The organism is Lysobacter sp. Soil_N_51 (genome assembly GCF_057655755.1).
Genome location: NZ_JBDGLR010000009.1, coordinates 313,440 through 332,926 on the forward strand (window position 1 = coordinate 313,440; position 19,487 = coordinate 332,926).

The following is a 19,487-nucleotide window of genomic DNA, read 5'->3' on the forward strand; positions in this document are numbered from 1 at the left end:
AGTCAGGTGACGAGATCGTCCGCTACTGAACCGTGCACGTGAACGACAGCGTCGTGCTCTGTCCCGCGGACAGCGTACCCAGGACGATGCCGGCGCCGGTGAGGTTGCCGACGGTGAACGTCCCCGCGGGCACGCCGGGGCCCGGGACGAACGTCACCGCATTGCCGGGTGGACAAACGATGCCCGCGACCGGCGCGTCCCTGACGATCGCACCGGTGACTTCGCCCGGGCCGTTGTTGGTGACCACCAGTGTGTAGGTGGTCGCCCCCGCCGCGACCGTGTCGTTCGCCTGGTCGATCGCGCCCGCCGCCGGCGTGTTGGTCTTGGTGATCGCCAGATCGACCGGCTGCAATGTGTTGGTGTAAGTGCACACCGCCGGATTGGCGCTGGTAATGGTCAGCGTGTTGATCGCCTGGCCGTCGGTCCCCGACAAGGTGTGACCGCCGGTGCAGGCCAGTGTCGTCGCATAGCTGGCGACATTGGCGCCGCCTTCGGCCGGCAGCGTGATCACATCGCCGAGGTTGACGTTGACCGGCGGACCGCTGTTGGCCGCGGTCGGGGCGGTCGCGGTGAAGCCCGCGGTATTGTTCGCGCCGCCCGTGGTCGCGCCGATCGTCACCTGATGCCCGGCCAGGCTCCCCGCCGCCCAGGCCTTGGCCAGCTGCAAGGTCGGCGGGTTGTCGTTGTTGGTGACGGTGCACAGGGCGGTCGCGAGATTGGCCAGCGCCAGGGTGTTGCTCACCACCGGCGCGCCGCCGTTGACCACGCAGCTGTAGGGCGCGGTCTGGGTATAGCCGCCCGGCCCGGTTTCCGACAGCGTGTAGGTGCCGGCGCTGACCGTGGCATTGGTGACCGCCGCGCTGCCCTCGACGCCGCTGATCGGGGTCGGACCGGCCGCCGCGAGCGTCCACGCGGTATCGACCGCGGTGCCGCCGCTGTCGTTGATCACCGTCTTGGCGAGCGTCAGCGCGGGCCTGCAGGTCGGAACGTTGATTTCGAACTGGGCGGAGTTGCCGCCGACGCCGTCGCGGGTCGTTCTGAAGTTGAACTGGACGCCCGTCACCGTGCCGTTGGTGCTCAGTCGATACTGCGCGAACGATCCGGGGCGCGCGCCGAAGGACGGTCCGCGCACCGTGGCGCTCAGTCCATCGGCGGAAATCTCTATATCCGTTTGCGCGTTGTCGACCGCGGGCGCCCTGATCCAGGAAAAGCCCGGCGATGCGCCGATCGCGGTGAAGGTGATGAGGTCCTGGTCGACATCGAGATTCGAATCGGGCCCGCCGAACGTGGACCCCGCCTCGAATATGACCGGAACCGGACGGGCGAAGCTGAAGGTGTGCTGGCCGGAGACCGCGGCGCTGGCCGGCGCGGGATCGGTGTAATTGATGGTGTTGGCCGCGGGCGCGGAGCGGCTGCTCGCACCGGCTGGTGTCGGCGTGTACACGCTGAGCGTGGTGCTGACGACGGGCGTGCTGGTGGTATCCAGCGCCGATGTCAGCGCGCCGTTGCCGAGCCCGGTGACGTTGAGCGGGCTGCCGGTGAACACCGGATCGCAGGCCTGCGCCCAAGCCGTCTGGGTGCCCGCAACGGTCATGCACAGCAGCAGCAACACGCCGCGGATGTGACGCGCAAGCCAGCGCGCGTTGCGAGCGGGTAGGGTGAGTTCGCGGGCGCCACGAATTACACGGGCGAGCTTTCCGCTCGGGGGGCGATGGCGGGTCGCTTCCCGATTGCGCTTGCCTAAATCCGCCACGAAATAGGTCAAACCGTCCATCCGGGAGCCATTCGGCACAGATATTCGTGTTTTATCGTCGCCGTCAGGCACTTTGTCAAGCGGAATAAGGCGCCACGCAAGCGGGGTCGGCGTGGATGTCCGTGCGACCATCCGTGGCGCTGCCGATACGCCGATCCAATCCGGGCGCGGCTGGGCGAATTCGTCAGGCCTGACACGGAGCTTCATGGATTTCTTTCGCGCATGCGGTACAGCGAAGTCAGCATGGCCGGCGCTGGCGGGGCTTGGTCATTGCTCAATCCGAAGCCGCTGCGTGGCCTGGCGCGACTCCAGCTTCAGAGCACGCGTCTGATGAGCATCGCACTGGTCCGGATTGATCTCAGCCATGCCAAGAACGCATTGTTCGTCAGGCAGACAGTCGCGCTGGCCTTCGGTGTTCCGCTCGATCGCGAGTTCACCCGGGACACCCTGTGCGAATTGATCTGCCGGCCCGAGAACCGCGAACTACCCGAAACGGTTTACGTCGAGGGACTTTCGGCGATGAGCATCCGCGTGCCGCACGAGGCGAAGAGGCTCGATAAATTCTTCGACAGCCTGCGTGAAGCTCGTCCCGACATACAGATCGTCGTGCGCATATGCTAGCCGACCGGTTCGAACAACGACCTCGGGACGACGCGTGGCGCGTGCTCACACGCATGATCGAGCGATGCGAACATTCCCCGCGCGGCGATGAAGTGCTTCGTCCTGGTTTGCAGTGAGCAAGCGTGAGGGTGCGACTGGAACGGATATCTCGGACTCGATCGCGGCGCCAAAGCGAGGATCGACTCAGCAGATCGACTTGGCCACGACTTGCGTGATGCGGATGCCCCCGCAAGATCGGTCGCCGGGCTTTTCCCGAGGATGGGCCGCGCTTGCCCCAATCGCGCGTTCGGCCGAGCAATTGAACATTCTCGACGTCACCAGCGCGAAGAACCCGCACGACTGCGCGCATCGCTACGCGGGAACGCAGGAATGGAGCGGAACCAGAAAGTGGTACGCGCAACGCGCCAAGTTGTTCATGGACGAACTGGCCCGTTACGACGATCCCGATGTCGACGGCGACAAGCTGATCGACCACACCCTGGTGATGGTGACCAGCGAGATGGCCGACGGCGCGCCCGAGCACCAGATCGATATGCCGCTGCTGATGATGGGCGGCGCCTCCGGCCTGTTGCGCAACGGCGACGGCAACGGCCGTTGCTTCAGCATCGCCTCGCAGGCCGACCGCGATCACCACACCGGCAACCCGGTCATCGGCAAGCGCTTCGTCGACATGCCGCGGATCTGGAACACGGTGGCCGCGGCCTGCGGCGTCGAGCCGCCTTACCCTGGCGGGGTGGTGAGCGGGGTTTTCAGCAATGTCGGCTAGCGCGCATGACGGCGGACGAAAGTAGCGGGACGGAGTGCGCCTGACCGGCGAGCCGCGGTTTAAGTCAGCTTGGAGCGTTGGATCCATGCTGCCCGCTGATGGTTCAACCAAGCCGCGTGCACATGGATTTTAATGATTCATCCGCGCGGGTTCACTCGGTCTTGCGCTCGATATCGCCCAGGAAGTCGACAGTCCAGTAGCCGCGCAGCTGCCTCGCCTGTCGGGGCTTGAGCTGCGCGGCGACGGCGTCTTGCAATGCGTCGGCCTGCTGGCGCTTGCCTTGGCGATGCAGTTCGCGCGCCTGCTCGACCAGGGCGCGCTGGGCGATGCTCAGATTGCCGAAGGGATCGAAATACGAATCGAGCCGATCCCGGTCAAGCACGCCGGTCCACGTGAACTTCGCATCGCCGGCGCTCTTCGCGATCGCCGCGTAACGCGCCTGCGCCTGATCGGAATCGATCGATCCATCGAGGCGGGCCAGCCGCGTCGTCAACAATTGGACCTCGGCATCGTCGCGCTGAGCCGACAACCGCGCCAACGTGTCGCGCATCCATTCGAAGTCGACGTTGCCGGTGCGCGACTGCATGCCGAGCAGATTGAAGCTCGCTATCGCCAGCAACTGCGTTCGATGGGTATGCCGGGCGATGTCGGCGTCGCTCGGCACACCCAGGCTCGACGGCTGACGCAGATCGATGCGCGGATCGGTTTTGAGGATGGATTCGATATCGTGCTTGTGGAACTCGCCCACGACCACCACCAGCGTCTTGCCCGGCCGTGCGTGCGCGGCACGGGCGATGGCCTGGGCCTGCATGAAGGTTCGATACAGAAACATGCGCCGCGGCAGATCGCGCGCGGCCGACGCCGCCGGGGTCAGCGCCCATTGCTTGACCTTGTCGAGATTGGCGGCGTCGTCGGCGTGGTAGAGCGTGCGCCGCAGGGTCGTGGGCTCGGGGAAGGTCAGGAATTGCTGGAACCCCCGGTACGGGCGAAGTTCCGGCGGCGCGCCGAGGTTCATGCCGAATCCGAGCAACTCGTCCTCGCGCGAAGGCATCCAGTCGATCGGACACAGCTCGACCCTGGCCGCGCGCGCGTACGGCACCGCCACGTCCTGCACTTCATAGGTGAACTCATAGAAGTCGTCGCGGGCGAACGCGTCCGCGGTGCGCTCCACGCAGATCGCATCCGCGCGGCTGCGGGCGAGAAAGGCCTCCAGCATCGCCGGGCTGTCGTGCTTCGCCACCAACTGGGCCGCATGATCGACGCCCAGCACATAGACGCGGGTGGCGGCGGCGGTATCGGCTTGCGGTGGCGCCTTGGTCTGCGCCTGCGCCAGCGCAAACCAGAGCATCAGTATCAGGGTGACCGCGGGCCGGAATGCTGACGGGCGCATTGTGCGTACCTTGCTGGGAGCCGACATGCTCGCGCTCCGGCTCGCGGCGCCACATGTGCTGAAGGTATCGCCACTAGGACGCGACGATCGCGGACGCCGTCGGACCGCAATGGACCGAGGCGACCGCGGCGCGGCCGGTCAGGCCGCGCCGCCGCGCGGTTCCTCGGTCGCCGGCATCGCGATCGGTTGCGCATCCGCCGCGCTCACGCGTCCTACCCACAAGGCCGAACACAGCGCCAGGCCCGCCGCAATCCAGCCGACCGCGCCATAACCGGCGATGTGTCCGCTGGCGTCGGTGGTCAGCATCAGGCCGCCCAGCCATGCGCCCAGGCCCGTGCCCAGCGACATCACCGCGCTGTTCGCGCTCAAGTAAGCGCCGCGCTGCTCCGGTTGCGGCACCGTGGTCTGCAGCGCCTGCAACGGCACCATGCGCCCGTTCATCGTCACCATGAAGAACGGGAAGAACAGCAGCATGGCGAGGAAGCCGACCGCCGGCAGATGGGTGATGAACAACACCGGCACCAGCGAAACCACCACCGCGACGCGATACACCCGCTGCTTGCCGTAACGGTCGGCCAGGCGCCCGATGTAGCGCGAAGTGAAGAACGCGGCCACGCCGCCGGCCATGTACATCCACGACAGTTGCGAGGGTTCGATGCCGTGGTTGGCGACCAGCATCGGCGAGATGAAGGGAATCACCAGCATCTGCGAGGTGGTCAACATCAGCGTCAGCGCGAACGCGTTCAGATGCCGCGGGTTCGCGAACAGCTTGAACAGGTTCGGAAACGCCCGGCTCAGCGGCACGCGCTCGCGCGACAGATGCTGGTCCAGCGGCGGCACGATCCGCGAACCGCCCACCCACACCAGCAGCGACAACGCCACCAGCAGCCAGAACGGCGCCGACCAGTGGAAATGCGCGCCCAGCAGAACACCGACCGGAACGCCGATCACCGAGGCGATCGCGAACGAGGTCATGACCGTGCCGGTGGCGGCGCCGCGGCGCTGCGCCGGGATCACGTCGGCGATGATCGCCATGATGATCGAACCGAGCACGCCGCCGCTGATGCCCGCGAACGCGCGCGAGGCCAGCAACAAGGCGTAACTGTCGGCCAGCGCGCAGGCCAGGTTGGACACGGCGAACAATGCGTACATCGCCAGCAGCAGCTTGCGTCGATCGAAACGGTCGATGTAGGTGGCGGCGAGCAGGCCGGACAGGCCGCCGCAGATCGAATAGGCCGATACGGCGGCGGCGAATTGCGCCGGCGAGATGTGCAGGGCGTGCATGATCTGCGGGCCCAGCGGCATCATCACCATGAAGTCCATGATGAGGGTGAACTGGGTCAGCATAAGCAGCCACAGCAGGCGTCGCTCGAGCGCTTGGGTAATCGAGTACATGGGGGTCCTTACGGTCGCGACGACCGCGGCTAGGGATTGAAACTCAGTCGTCCAGCGATTCGTGCACGCCCTGTGCGCCGCGCTTCCAGTAACCGGCCGCGTGCAGCCGCGACTTGTCGACGCCGCGCTCGGCCAGCAGATGCTGACGCACCGCGCGGATCGCGCTCGATTCGCCCGCGGCCCAGACATAGCCTTCGCCGTCGCTCTCGCCTTGCGGCCAGCGCAGTTCGCGCACCGCGCGCAGCAACGGTGGGTCGCCGTTCGGATCGGAACCGTTGCGATAGCACCAATGCACGTCGAGCGTAGCGGCGGCGACGAAATCGATGCGCGCGCTCGGATCTTCGACTTCCACCACGACGATGGCACGCGCCGTCGCAGGAAGCTCGCGCACGCGCCGCGCGATCGCCGGCAAGGCGGTGTCGTCGCCGATCAGCACATGCCAGTCGAATCCGTTCGGTATGACCCGCGAACCGCGCGGGCCACCGATACCAAGGTAGTGACCGACCTGCGCCTGCCGGGCCCAGTCGCTGGCCGGGCCGGCGTCGTGCAGGGCGAATTCGAGTTCAAGTTCGCGCGCATCGGGATCGAAATGGCGTGGAGTGAAATCGCGGACGACGGGGCGTATCGCGCCTTCGGCGTAGACGAAACCGTTCGGCCCGATGCTCGGCATGTTCGGTCGATCCTGGCCGGGCTCGGGAAACAGCACCTTGACGTGATCGTCGAACGAGGCCGAAACGAAATCGGCCAGGGCCTCGCCGCTCAGGACGATGCGGCGCAGATGCGGCGTCACCGATTCGACCCGGGTCACGCGCAACAGCCGCACTTTTAACGGATGGCGGACGCGTACGACCGCCAGGTCGTTGAGTTCTTGCATGTGAAGTCCTGTTTTACCAGCTGCATCGTGGGGGATGCGTTGTTCGCGAATGCGGCGGCGGTTCGGCGCTGACTCGGCGCCGATCAGTCGCCGCGGTCTTCGATCTCGTCGGCGGCGCGGCGCAGGATCGCGGCGATGCGGCGCTGTTCGTCGACCGACATCTCGTCGCGGCGATACAGCGCGGTCTTGATCGCGCGCCGCGCCTGGATCAGCTCCGGCAGCCAGCCGCCTTCGGACGGATCGGCCGGCTCTTCGCCGGCCAGCGCGCGCCGCACCGAATCCATCTTGCGGGCGATGTGGTTCAACTTGGCGAGCATCGTGTCGACGCGTTCGCGGTTCGCGGCCAGATGCGCGCTGCCGAGTTCGGCCAGTTCGTAGCGCTTGCGGTTGCCCTCCAGCTCGACGGTCACGTAACCCAGCTCCTCCAGATAGGTCAGCGCCGGATACACCATGCCCGGGCTGGGGCTGTAGAAACCGTTTGAACGCGTGTCCAGCGCCTTGATCAATTCGTAGCCATGGCTCGGCTTGTCCTCGATCAGCGCCAGCAACAGCAGTTGCAGGTCGTCGGAACTGAACTTGCGGCCGCGCGAGAAGCCTTCGCTGTCGTCGAAGCCGCCGGGGAAACCTCCCGGGAAACCCGCGCCGCCCGGTCCGCCGGGATAGCCCCCGCCCCTGCGTCCTCCTCGACCGCCGCGCGGATGGCCGCCGGCGTGGGAGAACGGATGGCAGGAATACAGCTCGAAGCGGGAAAAGTCGTCGTGGCCGAAGGCCCGGCCGGGCTCTTGGATGAAGGGACGGCGCATGATGCTCACTAAACGTATCGTAAGATACGTCTTACGATATAGATCGTAAGATACAAAATCAAGTGTCACTCCGCCGGCCCGCCAACAGCCTCGGCCGCCGGTCGGGCCGGACTGCGCTGCTGGTTTTCAGCCCTCCGCGGGACCCGTCCCGAGCATTCAAGGGCGCCTGGTTCGGGCCTCTCAAGGCCGAGCAAAACAGGGGCCGACCTACGCCCGCCCTCTTCTGTCCGATACCTTGGCGAGAAGACCAAGCCTCGAATCCGAGATCGGATTCGACGCCGAACCCCATCTTCCGCTTCAGTGAGCGAACCATGACCCTGCAAGCCGAGCTGCTGAGTCCGCCGACCAACTACGCCGTCGTGCAACTGCCGGGACGAAAATATCCCGGCGTCGTCGTGCAAGGCGATTCGTTGCACATACTGAAAACACAGGCGGAACGGCTGGGACGATTGCTCGGCGCGATGGCGCTGGAGGAACTGGCGGACGAAATCGAATACCTGAGCGAGCAATTGTCCGAAGTGCAACGTCACTACGAGCGAGTTTGCGCCGAGCGACATATCGCCTTGCCGTACTGACAACGCCGCGCGGTTCCGGGCGCCGACATTCTCAACCTTGCAAGAATCGCCGGCGCTCGCCGCGTTGCGGCAGCGACGCGTGCTTGCGACCTGCGATGGCCGCCACAGCGCCCGCGCGACGCAGCGCCCATCCCGCGAAGTCGGCATGCGCCGCGGGATCGGCGTGATTGTGACCGCCGCCGAGGCGTGCTGGAGTGCGCCGCATGCCTCCATTCCGGAGGTTTTCAAGGAGGAATACGATGAAGCTCGCGACTCTTGCGGCGGTGGCCGCGACGATGCTGTGCGCGACGGCCGTGGCCGGCGAAAAGGCCGAGGTTCCTGTGACGCTGGAGATCAACGGACTGGGCCAGGTGACCCGCGCTTACGGCATGGCCGGCACGGCGCGCAACAGCGCCGATGCCCAGCAATTGATCGCGTGCTTCGTCAGCGCGACCACCGCCGGCACGCAAGGCGGCTGCGAAGCGAGGAACGCGGCGGGCGTGTCCACCCTGTGCCTCACCTCCAACGCCAGCCTGCTGGCGGCGGTGCAATCGGTGCGCAGCGATTCGTATATCGACTTCTCGCGCAGCGCCTCCGGCCAGTGCACCGGTATCTACGTGACCAACGGCTCCCCGAACGCGGTCAGGCAGCCTTGAGCCGAGTGCCGGCGTCGCGATCGCGGCGCCGGTGCGATCCAGCCGTTCTCCTGACCCGGTGTTCCGCCGCAGTCGCTTCACATTTGCTTGAACTTCGTTGGCGAGCATGAGCCCATCTTGTTCGACGGCAGTCATCGATGCGCGGTCCCGGTAGCTGTGGTATCGATGCCGATGTCCTGGATTATCAATCGCGCTATCGTTCGACGCGACCGCATGCCGCGCGCTCGATCGGCCGCGGACGGCATCCACCATCGGGGTAACTGATCCATGCACAAGTTAGCGGCAAGCCTGGCCTGCACCTTCGCAATCGCATGCGCGACCGGCGCTGCCCAGGCCAATACCGAAGCGGCGGCCGCGCATGCGCGGGCGATGAACGACATTGCCGCGACGCCGCCGTGTTGCCACGGCGGCGACGACGACGAATGGCAGGGATACGAACCCAACTTCTCCGCCGCCGAGTTGGAGGAGATGCTTCGCCAGTCGCAGATCGAACAGGCGGAAAGCCGGCGCCAGCACGAAGCGCGCATGGCGCGCGATCCCGAGTACCGGTCGTTCTTCGATGGCTTCTGGAATTTCAGGCCGGCGCCGGAGAACGCACCGGGACAGCACTGCGCCGCGCGTTTTTATCGCGAGGGCAGCGGGATGATGATTCTTGGCCCCTCGCAGGAATCGCCATCGGCTTATCTGGCGCTGTACGGTCCGGGGGTTCCGGTGCCCAAGTCGGCCAAAAAAATAACCGTGCAGTTGTTCCAGACCGGAGAACAGCGCCAGACCGTCGAAGTATTCAACCTGCCGATGCCGGGCACCGGCGGAAACGGCATGTTGCTGATGGCGGTCGAGAACGCCGGGTTGTTGCTCGACGGGATGCTCGACCAGCATCGCTTCGAAGTGTTCGACCGCAAGCAGAAGAACGTGCTTTACATCCTCGAGTGGACCGGAGGCTTCGCCGCGCGCGATCAATTGCGCTCGTGCATCAACTCGAAGCAGTAAGCGCGCGCGTCGGATCTGCGCTCGCGCATCGCTTGCTTGCGACGCACGACGGATCGTTCGACGACGGCGCACGCTCGAAGCGTGCCGATCGTGTTGCGGGAAAGACCCGTCGCACTCGCCGCCTGCGCCGGGCCGGACGCTCCGGCGCCGGATCGATGGACGCCATCGATCCGGCCCGATCCAGGTTCACTGCGCGGGCAAAATGATGCCGCACGCCGGACGGCAGTAGCTGTAGTCGGCCGTATAGCACGCCTCGGCTTCCCCTTCGGCGGCGAGCAACAGGCATTGCGCGATCGCGGCCCGCTTGCATTCGGTAACGCAATCCCTGGCGAACGCGGCGCTGGCGAAGCTCAGGCCGAACACGAAAGCGCACAGGGTCAACAGTCTGGTGGAACCGATCATGTCTCTCTCCTTAGAGGCTAAGAACCGGGCACATCGACGCTGGCGAACCGACGCGCGACCCGCGGTCGCCGATCCTTTCAGCGCGTGTCTATCGTGATACGGCATCGGCGAGCGCGGGCGGCCTTGCCCAGCGATTTATTTCTCCGATTTGTGATTCGAATCCGGATACCGCCGGGCCCACAGTCGCGGATATCACCCATCGAATGCCAGCGTCAGAACCGCAGGCAGGCCGATCTGGATGCGTCGCCGGTTGACGAACGCGGCGCATCCCACCATTGCCGCCGGCAACGTTGCTTGAGACCCTGCGCATGCTCGACGACCAGAACCAGCCATATCCTTCTCAAGCCGACGCGCGGCTCGGCTTGACCCAGACATCAGCCATCAAAGATGAAGCCTCTTCGCCATCACCGATGCTCGCTGTTGATCTGCCTGGCCTTGCTGTGCGCATGCGCATTCCCCGCCAGGGAAAAAGCGACTCGCCAGGGCGCCTCCGAACAAGAGATCGCACAGAACTGCGCATTGGCCAAGCAGCGGCAGAACCCGTTGGCCATCGATCACTGGTGCCGAGAGTCGAAGTAAAGAAACCGATCCGACGGCCGGCAACGTGCTGATGCCGAGGCCGCGTCGCGGCCCGATGGCCGCTGATGCCTCGGCCCGAAGCGTAGTCGCCGGTCAGGAACGTCGTGCCGCTCGCACCACGACGGGCTGCGCTGCGCCATCGACGAGCGCCCGCTACGCCGACGCGAAGTAGCCCAGAAACATGTCGGTGACGGTGTCCGCCACTTCGTCGCGCCGCGCCTGCGTCAGCATCGGCTGACCCAGGGTGATCTGCGGCCAGAACGCGAAGCCCTTGATCATGCCCTGCAGCAGCATCGAGGCGAACAGCGGGTCCTGCGTCTTCAAGCGGCCGTCCGCGGCCGCCGCGCGGATCCACACGGTCAGACCTTCTTCCTTGTCGCCGATGCGCGTGAACATTTCCTGCGCGCGCTCGGGCGAGGGAATGACCGCGGCGATGGCCACCCGCACCAGATCGATGAAATCCTCGTCGTGCAGCAACTGCAGCTTTTGCTGCACCAGTTCGAGCAACTGCGGGCGCAGCGGCCGCTCGGCCCGGTAGGCCAGTTCCGGCGACGCCCCGCCGCGTTGCATCAACTGCTGGAGGATGTGCCCGAACAGCACTTCCTTGCTCGGGAAGTGGTTGTAGACGGTGCGCTTGGACACACCGGCGCTGGCCGCGACGCGGTCCATGCTGGTGGCGTCGTAACCGGCCTGGCGGAACTCGGCCGCGGCCGCCTCGAGGATGGCGGCGCGCTTGCGGTCGGTCAGACGGGCGGGGGCTGGAGCGGTCATGACGACAGGTTACACCGCCGGGTTTACTTTCTCAAAAAGTACACTACACTGGGCAGTGTAACTATTCAGACAGCCGGCCCGGCCCATGCCTCGACCCTCCCGCCTCCGCCGACTCAGCCTGCTAACCGGAGCCCTGATCGTGACTACCTGCCTGTTTTCCGCCGCCAAGACCCACCTGCCGCTGAGCGACCGCGCGAACTCGCCGCAGTTCAGCGACGGCCGCTTCCGCAACCCGGACCCGCGCCCGGCCACCGGCGTGCGCAAGACGTTCCGGATCATCGGCGACATGCTGTGGAACAAGCCCGCCGACGCCGTGCCGGCCACCGTGCCGACGGTGCTGGCGCTGACCCCGGAGCAACTGGCGCAGGCACCGGACCGCAGCCTGTTCCGGTTGGGCCACTCGACTCTGTTGATCAAGCTGCGCGGCGGCTGGTGGATCACCGACCCGGTGTTCGCCGAGCGCGCCTCGCCGGTGCAATGGATAGGTCCCAAGCGTTTCCACGCGCCGCCGATCGCGCTAGCCGACCTGCCACCGCTGCGCGGCGTGATCCTGTCGCACGATCACTTCGACCATCTCGACTACGACACCGTGCGCCAGCTCGCGAAGACCGCCGGCGTGTTTCTCACCCCGCTGGGCGTCGGCGACCGGCTGATCGCCTGGGGCGTCGACCCGGCCAAGGTGCGCCAGTTCGATTGGTGGGAAGCCGCCAGCATCGACGGCGTGCGCTTCATCGCCACCCCGGCGCAGCACTTCTCCGGCCGCGGCCTGTTCGACAGCGACAAGACGCTGTGGGCGTCGTGGACGATCATCGACGAAGCGCAAGGCGAGCCGTCGCTGCGATTGTTCTTCAGCGGCGACACCGGCTACTTCGACGGCTTCAAGGAAATCGGACGCCGCTTCGGCCCGTTCGATGTGACGATGCTGGAGACCGGCGCGTACAACGCGAACTGGCCGCACGTGCACATGCAGCCGGAGCAGACCGTGCAGGCGCATATCGATCTTCGCGGCCGCTGGCTGCTGCCGATCCACAACGGCACCTTCGACCTGGCGATGCATCCGTGGACCGAGCCGTTCGAGCGCGTGTCCGCGCTCGCGACCGAACGCGAGGTCGCGCTGACCACGCCGCGCATGGGCGAACGCGTCGACCTGCATGCGCCGCGGGCGACCACGCCGTGGTGGCGCGAAGCCGACGAATCCGAATCCAGACCCGCGACCGCGTCCGCGGCCGCATCGACCCAGGCGAGCGTGCGATGAAACTGAGACTGCAAAACGTACTGGACCGCGATGCCATGCGCGAGATCACCGCGGCGGTGCTGCGCGCCGACCTGGGCAGCCGGATCAACTTCGAGCGCGATCTCGAACACGATGCGCCGATCGTGCGGGTCGAGAACTGGCTGACGGTGGCCGAGACGGTCGAGGCGATCACCCGTTACGGCTATACCGTCGCCGCGATCGTCGATGCGTCCAACGAGATGCCCAGGCCGGTTTCCACGCGCTAGAGCGCCGGCATCGATCGCATCGCCGATTTACCGTGGCTTGATCAAGAACGTTGACCCGGGTCGCGTTTTGTCATCCGCGCTCAACGCAGGCTTCATCGTCGGTCGGCATGGTGCGGACACGACCCAAGGCATGGAGCATGCAATGAAGATGAGCAAGCGTTACCTTTCCGTGGCGGCGTTCGCGCTGCTGACCGCGTTCAGCGCCGCGGCCGTGGCGGACCAATATCACTACCAGGTGATCGGCGAGGGCTACGGACACACCCGCGATCAGGCCTACGAGGCCGCATCGTATTACGCCAGCAACCGATGCTATTTGAACTGGGGCCGTTCCACCCAGGAGCAGACGATCCTGGTCGAGGAGTTTCAGCCCGCCACCGGCTACTGGTACGTAAAGCTGAGCGAAGGCTGCATTTCGGAGGACTGAGCCGAGGCCTCGCCGCGATCGAGTCGCTTTCGCGGCGGCTCGACTCGCACGCCTATCGCGCCCGCGGTTTACGAGTCACGACCATCGCCCACGCATCGCGCATGCCCGCGCGCGGCGGGCATGCCGCCGGCCTCGATCAGGGATTGGCGATCGGCGTGGTCGTATCCGCGCTCAACCGCCATTGACCGCGCACCCGCGCCCAGTTGGCGACGTCGATCGCGTGCAGGGTGATGCCGGCGGACGGAATCGTGAACTCGATGCGATCGACGACCACGGCGCTGGAGCATTGACTGATCGTCTGCGCCAGCAGGGTGCGCTTGAAGATGTATTCGTTGGCCATCACCGCGCGATAGAACGCCGTGATCGCCGGCTTGCCGTTGAGCACTTGGCCGAGGCTGTTGACCTGGACCGCATCCTCGGCGAAGCCGGCCATGAAACGATCGAGATCGCGCCGGGCGAACGCGTCGCCGAGCGCTTCGGAGGTGCGCTCGAACTCGCGTTCGCAATGACGGTGCTGTGCCGCCATCGGATCCTGCGCCGCCGCCGCGAGCGGGGTCATTGCGGATAACGCCAGCGCCATGCACGCCGCGATCGTGGAAATTCGCATCTTCATGTTCGGTCCTTGTTGGAAGATCGGGAGCCACACGTTATCGAACCCGGTCGCCGAGCGATGTGCCGAGGCCGCGAAAAGAACTGACCGAATCGATCAATGCGCTTGCCGGGCGCTGGCATCGAAGACGGCCGCGGTAATTCCGTTATTCCGCGATTCGGCCATAATCTGCGGCAACGACTCCGGCGCCCGGCGCGTCATGTCACGTCGCCGCGCCCCCTCGAGTCTTCAAGTCGAAAGGATTCCAGTTTGAACGATCGTTCTTGGCACCCCACACGGATCGTGGCGCTCGGGTTGGGCCTCATGACGCATATCGACCCGGCCCGGGCGCAATTCGGCGCGACCGGCAGCAGCGATCTGCCGCTGTGGCTCTTGCTCGGTCCCTGGATCGTGCTGCTGGTGCTGCTGCCGATCGCATGGTGGCTGCGTCCCGCTTGGCGGCCGCGGCTTTGCAAAGCGGTGCGTCGCGGCGTGATCGCCTACCTGCTGATCGAGTTCGTGCCGGTGGTGGTGTGCATGCTCGTGATCGCCGTGTTCGATGTCGGAAGAACCGCCGGCATGATGTTCTGGGCGATGTCGCTGATGGGCGTGCTCTTTTCCGGACTGGTGCTGCTGACGTTCATAACGGTGGCGCTGATGCTGGATTGGCTCGTTTCCTTATTTCGAAGAACCAAAGCCGCGCATCCAGCCGCAGAGCCCGCGCCATGAGCCCCGAAACGCCGAACCCATCGACCGCGCCACCCGTGGATGCACGGCTCGCGCGCCGTCATCGCGGCGCGCGCATCTGCGCGATCGCCTGCATGGTGCTGGTGCTTCTGCTGGCCGTCGCCTCGGTCGTCTTCATCGGCACCGACCGCTTCGGCTGCTGGGGTGGCGCCTATCTGTTCCTGGCCAGCGTGTTGATCCTGGGCATTCCGGCCCTGATCCTGCTGGCGGCGACAGCCTGGCTCAGGGCGTATGAGTTGCTCTGGCTGCTTGCCGCGATCGGGGTGACCTATTTCGCCGTCGAAATAATCATCAGCCTGCTCCCGCCCGTGCTTTGCAGCGGCTCGGGCTGACGTCGTCACGCGCCGCGCGCGCGATGCCGCGATCGTGACGATCGACCGACTCAGTGCGCCTCGACGACGGTGCCGTGGTCGCGATCGGACATGCCGCTCAAGCCCAAGCCGCCGATGCGCGGGCCAGCCGCGACTGGCTCCGCAACACCGATATCGGCGGCAGCGAGGTTCAAAGCCCGCAAGGCGACGGCAACACCGGATTTTGTTCCTTCACGTTGTCGACGTGCGCCACTTTCTTGCCGCGCAGATCGGCGACCCGCGCTTCCACCTCGCTGGTAGCGAGCGCCACGCCTTCCTGGAAGAACACCCAGTCGATGTCTTCCTGATATTCGCGCATCTCGGGGGAATCCACCGGACCCTGCGAACCGTCCGCGCCCTTCGGCATGAACCACAGGTTGAAGTTGATCGACATGAAGTCTTCCGGATACACCGCGCTGGTGTGCTCGGAGAACAACTGGCCGTCGACGTAATAGATCAGCTTTTTGTCGGTGACGGTCAACAGCAGGGTATGCCAGCCGGCGTAGCTGCCTTCCTTGCGCGAGAACTCATTGACCTTGGTCCACGGCTCCAGCTGGAAGGTGTCCCAACTGGTGGTCCACATCGCCGGCTTGGCGTTTTCGCCCCAGCCGCCGTTCGGCAGGTATTCGAAATCGGTCTCGCTGTAGTTCTTGTCCATCGGCGCCTTGAGCGGGCTGATGGCGTAGAACGTCTGGATGACCTCATCGCCGTCGGGTCCCGAGTTCGGCTCGTCGCGGAAGAAAATCCGCGCGGCGTAAGTGCCTTCGCGGTATTTGCGCGCATGGCAGAACTGGGTCTGACGGGTCTTCTCGCCGGTGCCGTTGGTGACCGAACTCATCCTGACCGCGCCGGCCTGGGTATCGGGAATGTCGGAATGAAACGACAGCCCCTCCGCCGACCAGGTCGCGCCCTTGATGCCGGGATGACCGGTCTGCGTTCTCGCCTTCCAGCCATTGGCTTCAAACGCGGCCAGATCGCGATAGCTGAAGTCGTCGAAAAACACCGGCTCCGTCGTTGCGGCTGGCGTCGGCTGCGCCGCTTTGGTTTCCGCGGGTTTAGCGGCCTGCCCGGTGGTCGGGTCGGTTTTCGAATCGCAGCCGGCGCAGATCACCGATGCGGCCAGAATGCTGGCGAGAAGAACGCGATGCTGCCCCATGAGCTTGTCCCTTGTGCGTGGCCGAGCCTGCGCCGTCGATTGCAGGCGCTGAATCTCGCGCACAATAGACAACGTTGTCAAATCGGTCGGCCGCGACGGCTCGCTGACCATCACGCCGGCGCATCCATCTAGCTTGATCGCAGTCATGGCCACGCTTACCGACCCGCTGGAAACCAGCCGCCGCAAGCGTGCCTGATGCGTCGAAGGACTGGCAGGGTCGCACGCCGCCCTGATCGCCTTGTCCGCAGGACATTCCCGCAACACGGCACGGCGACCACCGCGGTGGTCACCGATACCGTGAGCTTGCCGAGGCAGTCGCCCCGGTTTACGGCGAGACGGTGAAGTTCTTGCTGTACGTCTGGCCGTTATAGGCGACTTCGAAGCGCCAGGTGCCCGACGGGCCGGTGGGCGCGAAGCTGCTCCAGTTCCAATACCACCACGAGGATGAGTAGTGCGCGGCGGGACTGTTGTGGGTCCACGACGCGAACACCGTTCCGTTCGGCCGCAGGATGCGGTACTGACTTTGCTGACTGTTGAGCTGGTCGCGGTAGAAGGTGCTGAAGTTCGCCGGTTGGCCGTAACGGATGGCGGTGTTTTCGTTGGGGCTTTCGGTATTCGGGCAGGTCGAGAACGCCGGCGGCGTGGTGCCCACGATCAGCTTGTTGATGGCCGAATCGTAATAGGCGCGTTGCGACGCCCACGCCGTCTGCAGGTTCAGGCCATTGCAGGAACCGGCGTAGGGATCGATGAGGTTGCTGTTGGCGTCGTAGACCTCGAAATGCAGATGCGGCTCGGTCGAACTGCCGGAGCTGCCGACGATGCCAAGGAATTCGCCCTGCGCCACGCTCGCGCCGATGCCCTTGGCGGTGAGCGAACCGTTCTTCATGTGCCCGTACCAGGCGACCGAGCCGTCGCTGTGCTGCACGTAGACCGCGTTCCAGTTGTTGCTGTTCATCGAACAACTGCGATCGAAATTGCCGTCCGAGCGCGCGACGATGGTGCCGGCCGCCGCGGCGATCACCTTCACTTGGTTGTTGTCCATCTTGTACCAGGAGAACGGCCACAGGTAGTAATCGGTGCCGCGATGCCCGTTGTAACTGCGCGCGCCGCAGTTGTAGTCCAGCACCTGGCTGTTGGAGGCGTGGTCGACGAAGTTGGAAATCGCGTGATAGCCCGGGTCGGACAGGCCGTTGCCGGCGAGCGGCCAGGCGAAGCTCACGCCGATCAACTTCGATGCGCCTTGCGATGCGGTCGCAAGCCCCAGCCTGCGCGCGTTGCGTCGTATCTCGTTCCAGGCCTGCTGGCGCAGCGCTGGCGACAGATGTTCGCCGGCTTGGGCGCGTGTGTTCTCGCCGTTGACGTACTCGCCGCCGCCGCTTGCGTCGGCGACGACGCCTTGCACGTTGCCGCCTCGCCTCTCGTCCGCCGTCGCGGAAAGCGGCAACAGCATGGCGCTCGATGCCATGGCCAGGACGAGAGCGGATCGGGCCATGCGGGAAATCGATTCATTCGACATATGCGTTCCTTCGATGATGGTTGCGCGCCGAGCGTGCAAGCGGCCGATGGGCCGGCGCGAGGTCCTTCTCTGTGATGCGGAGGCTGCGGCACGCCCCCTGTATACGCTCAAACCGACGCGGCACTGTGCGCGCCGGCACAGCCTCGCGGCTCGCCGACGGGCGGCGGATGGAATGAGACCGCCATCGAACAAAGCTTCCAGCTGACTGCGCGCCCGCGTGCTTCGCGGTTTGTTTTCATCGGCCTTGGGACGCCGTAGTCTTGGTCGAGACACGAGCGCCGGGCCGTCGCCCGCTTCGGGCGGATCGACACCGCGCATCATCGCCGCCGATACGATTGGCTGCAGGCGTGCCCGCATCGCGGCGCAAACAGGGACCAAGGACCTTGCCGAATGCTCGACTACGATCTCGAACTGCAACAGCACAACCTCGCACTGCGGCGCGCATACGCGATTCGCGCCAGCGATCAGGTCCTCGATATCGGCTGCGGGACCGGGCAGACCACGCGCGAAGCGGCGCAGTTCGCAAGCGCCGGATCGGTGCTCGGGATTGACCACTCCAACGAGATGATCGAGCGCGCGAAGCGGCTCACCCGCGAGGCCAAACTCGACAACGTCGAATACGTCTGCGCGGACGCCGGGCGATACGAGCCGCCGCGCGAGCGCTTCGACGTGGCGATCAGCAGATTCGGCACGATGTTCTTCGCCGATCCGGCCGCCGCGTTCGCGAACCTGCGAAGCGCGCTGCGTCCGCACGGACGCCTGCTGATGATGGTGTGGCAGGGCCGCGATCGTAACGAGTGGGCCACCGCGATCGAACACGCGCTTACGCCCGACGACACCGCAGCCACCGACGCCCTCGCCGTTCCGCCCGCCTTCTCGCTCGGCGACCAGCACGTCGTCAGTCGCCTCCTCGACAGCACCGGCTTCACCGCGCCGGCGTTCGAGGAAGTGCATGCGCCGGTCTTCTACGGACGCGACGCCGAGGCCGCGTTCGACTTCGTCTCCGGATTCTCCACCGTCAGCGGCAGGCTCGCACGCCTTGATGCCATGGAACGCGCGAGTGCAGTGGCTCGTCTACGCCATCTGTTGGCCGAACACCAACGCAACGACGGCGTGTGGTTCGACTCGCGCGCATGGATCGTGACTGCGCATCGCAGGTAGCGAATCGCGCCTCGGAAGCGCCCGGCAGCCATGGTCGTTGCAAAGGCGATGGCAACGGAATGGAATCGCCCTTCACCCGCGACCAACTTTCAGCCCGTATCAAACCTCAAGCCGCGGCATTCTCGACGCCGCGCTCGCCGCGGCGAGCGTGCGACCACATCAGGATCGCCTCGAACACCGGCTTGAGCCGCAGTGCGTCCTCGGTGATCTGATACTCCACGCGCGGCGGGATTTCGGGATACACCGTTCTGCGCACCATGCCGTCGCTCTCCAGTTCGCGCAGCTGCTGGGTGAGCATGTGCTGGGTGACTCCGGGGATCGCGCGGCGCAGCTCGTTGAAACGATGCACGCGCTGGATCAGCAGCCACAGGATTTCCAGCTTCCACTTGCCGGCGAACACCGCGCAAGCCGCGCGGATTTCCGCGTGGGCCTCGTCGATGCCTTCGGGGTTGGCGGTGCAGGATTCGACGGTATGGTCGAGCATACTTAG

At 65.6% G+C, this 19,487-nt stretch carries 22 protein-coding genes; 11 read left to right on the top strand and 11 right to left on the bottom strand.

The window, feature by feature from the left end; translation table 11 throughout:
• Positions 1 to 22: 22 nt before the first annotated feature.
• The gene (locus AC3A4T_RS19125; RefSeq protein ID WP_487676813.1) at positions 23 to 1,612 is read right to left on the bottom strand and encodes a hypothetical protein; all 1,590 of its coding nucleotides are present in this window, start codon (positions 1,610 to 1,612) and stop codon (positions 23 to 25) included.
• A 363-nt stretch (positions 1,613 to 1,975) separates the two neighbouring features.
• Here AC3A4T_RS19125 and AC3A4T_RS19130 point away from each other — a divergent pair, with 363 nt between their 5' ends.
• Together AC3A4T_RS19130 and AC3A4T_RS19135 are read left to right on the top strand one after the other, a co-directional pair.
• Entirely contained in the window at positions 1,976 to 2,374 is a 399-nt protein-coding gene (locus AC3A4T_RS19130; RefSeq protein WP_487676814.1) for a hypothetical protein, read from the top strand.
• A gap of 298 nt (positions 2,375 to 2,672) precedes the next feature.
• On the top strand, positions 2,673 to 3,140 hold the full coding sequence (locus AC3A4T_RS19135; RefSeq protein WP_487676815.1) for a hypothetical protein: 468 nt from the start codon (positions 2,673 to 2,675) through the stop codon (positions 3,138 to 3,140).
• Positions 3,141 to 3,291: 151 nt separating this feature from the next.
• Here the strand turns inward: AC3A4T_RS19135 and AC3A4T_RS19140 are convergent, their stop codons facing one another.
• The 4 genes from AC3A4T_RS19140 to AC3A4T_RS19155 all read right to left on the bottom strand — a co-directional run bounded on the left by AC3A4T_RS19140 (position 3,292) and on the right by AC3A4T_RS19155 (position 7,602).
• A complete protein-coding gene (locus AC3A4T_RS19140) occupies positions 3,292 to 4,530 on the bottom strand; it encodes a hypothetical protein (protein ID WP_487676816.1) in 1,239 nt (412 codons plus the stop codon).
• 138 nt (positions 4,531 to 4,668) lie between these two features.
• Positions 4,669 to 5,925, bottom strand: a complete 1,257-nt coding sequence (locus tag AC3A4T_RS19145) for an MFS transporter (RefSeq protein WP_487676817.1) — start codon at positions 5,923 to 5,925, stop codon at positions 4,669 to 4,671.
• A 43-nt stretch (positions 5,926 to 5,968) separates the two neighbouring features.
• A complete protein-coding gene (locus AC3A4T_RS19150) occupies positions 5,969 to 6,799 on the bottom strand; it encodes a siderophore-interacting protein (protein WP_487676818.1) in 831 nt (276 codons plus the stop codon).
• Between the two features lie 83 nt (positions 6,800 to 6,882).
• The gene (locus AC3A4T_RS19155; RefSeq protein WP_487676879.1) at positions 6,883 to 7,602 is read right to left on the bottom strand and encodes a PadR family transcriptional regulator; all 720 of its coding nucleotides are present in this window, start codon (positions 7,600 to 7,602) and stop codon (positions 6,883 to 6,885) included.
• Between the two features lie 311 nt (positions 7,603 to 7,913).
• Between AC3A4T_RS19155 and AC3A4T_RS19160 the strand changes: the two genes are divergently transcribed.
• The 3 genes from AC3A4T_RS19160 (at position 7,914) to AC3A4T_RS19170 (ending at position 9,802) form a co-directional block, all read left to right on the top strand.
• Positions 7,914 to 8,177, top strand: a complete 264-nt coding sequence (locus AC3A4T_RS19160; protein WP_487676819.1) for a DUF6959 family protein — start codon at positions 7,914 to 7,916, stop codon at positions 8,175 to 8,177.
• A 239-nt stretch (positions 8,178 to 8,416) separates the two neighbouring features.
• Positions 8,417 to 8,812 (top strand): hypothetical protein, encoded by a 396-nt coding sequence (locus AC3A4T_RS19165; RefSeq protein WP_487676820.1) that lies wholly within the window; start codon positions 8,417 to 8,419, stop codon positions 8,810 to 8,812.
• 369 nt (positions 8,813 to 9,181) lie between these two features.
• Complete coding sequence (locus AC3A4T_RS19170) at positions 9,182 to 9,802, top strand: hypothetical protein (RefSeq protein WP_487676821.1); 621 nt, start codon at positions 9,182 to 9,184, stop codon at positions 9,800 to 9,802.
• Positions 9,803 to 9,988: 186 nt separating this feature from the next.
• Here AC3A4T_RS19170 and AC3A4T_RS19175 read toward each other — a convergent pair whose 3' ends face one another.
• A complete protein-coding gene (locus AC3A4T_RS19175) occupies positions 9,989 to 10,204 on the bottom strand; it encodes a hypothetical protein (RefSeq protein WP_487676822.1) in 216 nt (71 codons plus the stop codon).
• 732 nt (positions 10,205 to 10,936) lie between these two features.
• Positions 10,937 to 11,554: a TetR/AcrR family transcriptional regulator gene (locus tag AC3A4T_RS19180; protein WP_487676823.1), complete on the bottom strand. Its 618-nt coding sequence runs from the start codon at positions 11,552 to 11,554 to the stop codon at positions 10,937 to 10,939.
• A gap of 85 nt (positions 11,555 to 11,639) precedes the next feature.
• Between AC3A4T_RS19180 and AC3A4T_RS19185 the strand changes: the two genes are divergently transcribed.
• The 3 genes from AC3A4T_RS19185 (at position 11,640) to AC3A4T_RS19195 (ending at position 13,478) form a co-directional block, all read left to right on the top strand.
• Positions 11,640 to 12,809: an MBL fold metallo-hydrolase gene (locus AC3A4T_RS19185; protein ID WP_487676824.1), complete on the top strand. Its 1,170-nt coding sequence runs from the start codon at positions 11,640 to 11,642 to the stop codon at positions 12,807 to 12,809.
• Positions 12,806 to 13,054, top strand: a complete 249-nt coding sequence (locus AC3A4T_RS19190) for a hypothetical protein (protein WP_487676825.1) — start codon at positions 12,806 to 12,808, stop codon at positions 13,052 to 13,054. The genes AC3A4T_RS19185 and AC3A4T_RS19190 overlap by 4 nt, the downstream gene beginning before the upstream one ends.
• 142 nt (positions 13,055 to 13,196) lie before the next feature.
• A complete protein-coding gene (locus tag AC3A4T_RS19195) occupies positions 13,197 to 13,478 on the top strand; it encodes a hypothetical protein (protein ID WP_148650654.1) in 282 nt (93 codons plus the stop codon).
• Between the two features lie 136 nt (positions 13,479 to 13,614).
• On the opposite strand, the gene AC3A4T_RS19200 is transcribed toward AC3A4T_RS19195, so the two are convergent.
• A complete protein-coding gene (locus AC3A4T_RS19200; protein WP_487676826.1) occupies positions 13,615 to 14,091 on the bottom strand; it encodes a YybH family protein in 477 nt (158 codons plus the stop codon).
• Positions 14,092 to 14,337: 246 nt separating this feature from the next.
• On the opposite strand from AC3A4T_RS19200, the gene AC3A4T_RS19205 reads away from it, so the two are divergent.
• Together AC3A4T_RS19205 and AC3A4T_RS19210 are read left to right on the top strand one after the other, a co-directional pair.
• Positions 14,338 to 14,796 (top strand): hypothetical protein, encoded by a 459-nt coding sequence (locus AC3A4T_RS19205; protein WP_487676827.1) that lies wholly within the window; start codon positions 14,338 to 14,340, stop codon positions 14,794 to 14,796.
• The gene (locus tag AC3A4T_RS19210; protein WP_487676828.1) at positions 14,793 to 15,146 is read left to right on the top strand and encodes a hypothetical protein; all 354 of its coding nucleotides are present in this window, start codon (positions 14,793 to 14,795) and stop codon (positions 15,144 to 15,146) included. Before AC3A4T_RS19205 ends, AC3A4T_RS19210 begins: the two co-directional genes overlap by 4 nt.
• A 169-nt stretch (positions 15,147 to 15,315) precedes the next feature.
• Here the strand turns inward: AC3A4T_RS19210 and AC3A4T_RS19215 are convergent, their stop codons facing one another.
• Entirely contained in the window at positions 15,316 to 16,320 is a 1,005-nt protein-coding gene (locus AC3A4T_RS19215) for a glycoside hydrolase family 16 protein (RefSeq protein WP_487676829.1), read from the bottom strand.
• Between the two features lie 325 nt (positions 16,321 to 16,645).
• On the bottom strand, positions 16,646 to 17,722 hold the full coding sequence (locus tag AC3A4T_RS19220; RefSeq protein ID WP_487676830.1) for a M23 family metallopeptidase: 1,077 nt from the start codon (positions 17,720 to 17,722) through the stop codon (positions 16,646 to 16,648).
• A gap of 504 nt (positions 17,723 to 18,226) precedes the next feature.
• On the opposite strand from AC3A4T_RS19220, the gene AC3A4T_RS19225 reads away from it, so the two are divergent.
• Complete coding sequence (locus tag AC3A4T_RS19225) at positions 18,227 to 18,997, top strand: class I SAM-dependent methyltransferase (protein ID WP_487676831.1); 771 nt, start codon at positions 18,227 to 18,229, stop codon at positions 18,995 to 18,997.
• 106 nt (positions 18,998 to 19,103) lie between these two features.
• Here the strand turns inward: AC3A4T_RS19225 and AC3A4T_RS19230 are convergent, their stop codons facing one another.
• Positions 19,104 to 19,481 carry a winged helix-turn-helix transcriptional regulator gene (locus AC3A4T_RS19230; protein WP_487676832.1) on the bottom strand — a complete coding sequence of 126 codons (378 nt, stop codon included), beginning with the start codon at positions 19,479 to 19,481 and terminating at the stop codon, positions 19,104 to 19,106.
• Positions 19,482 to 19,487 lie beyond the last annotated feature (6 nt).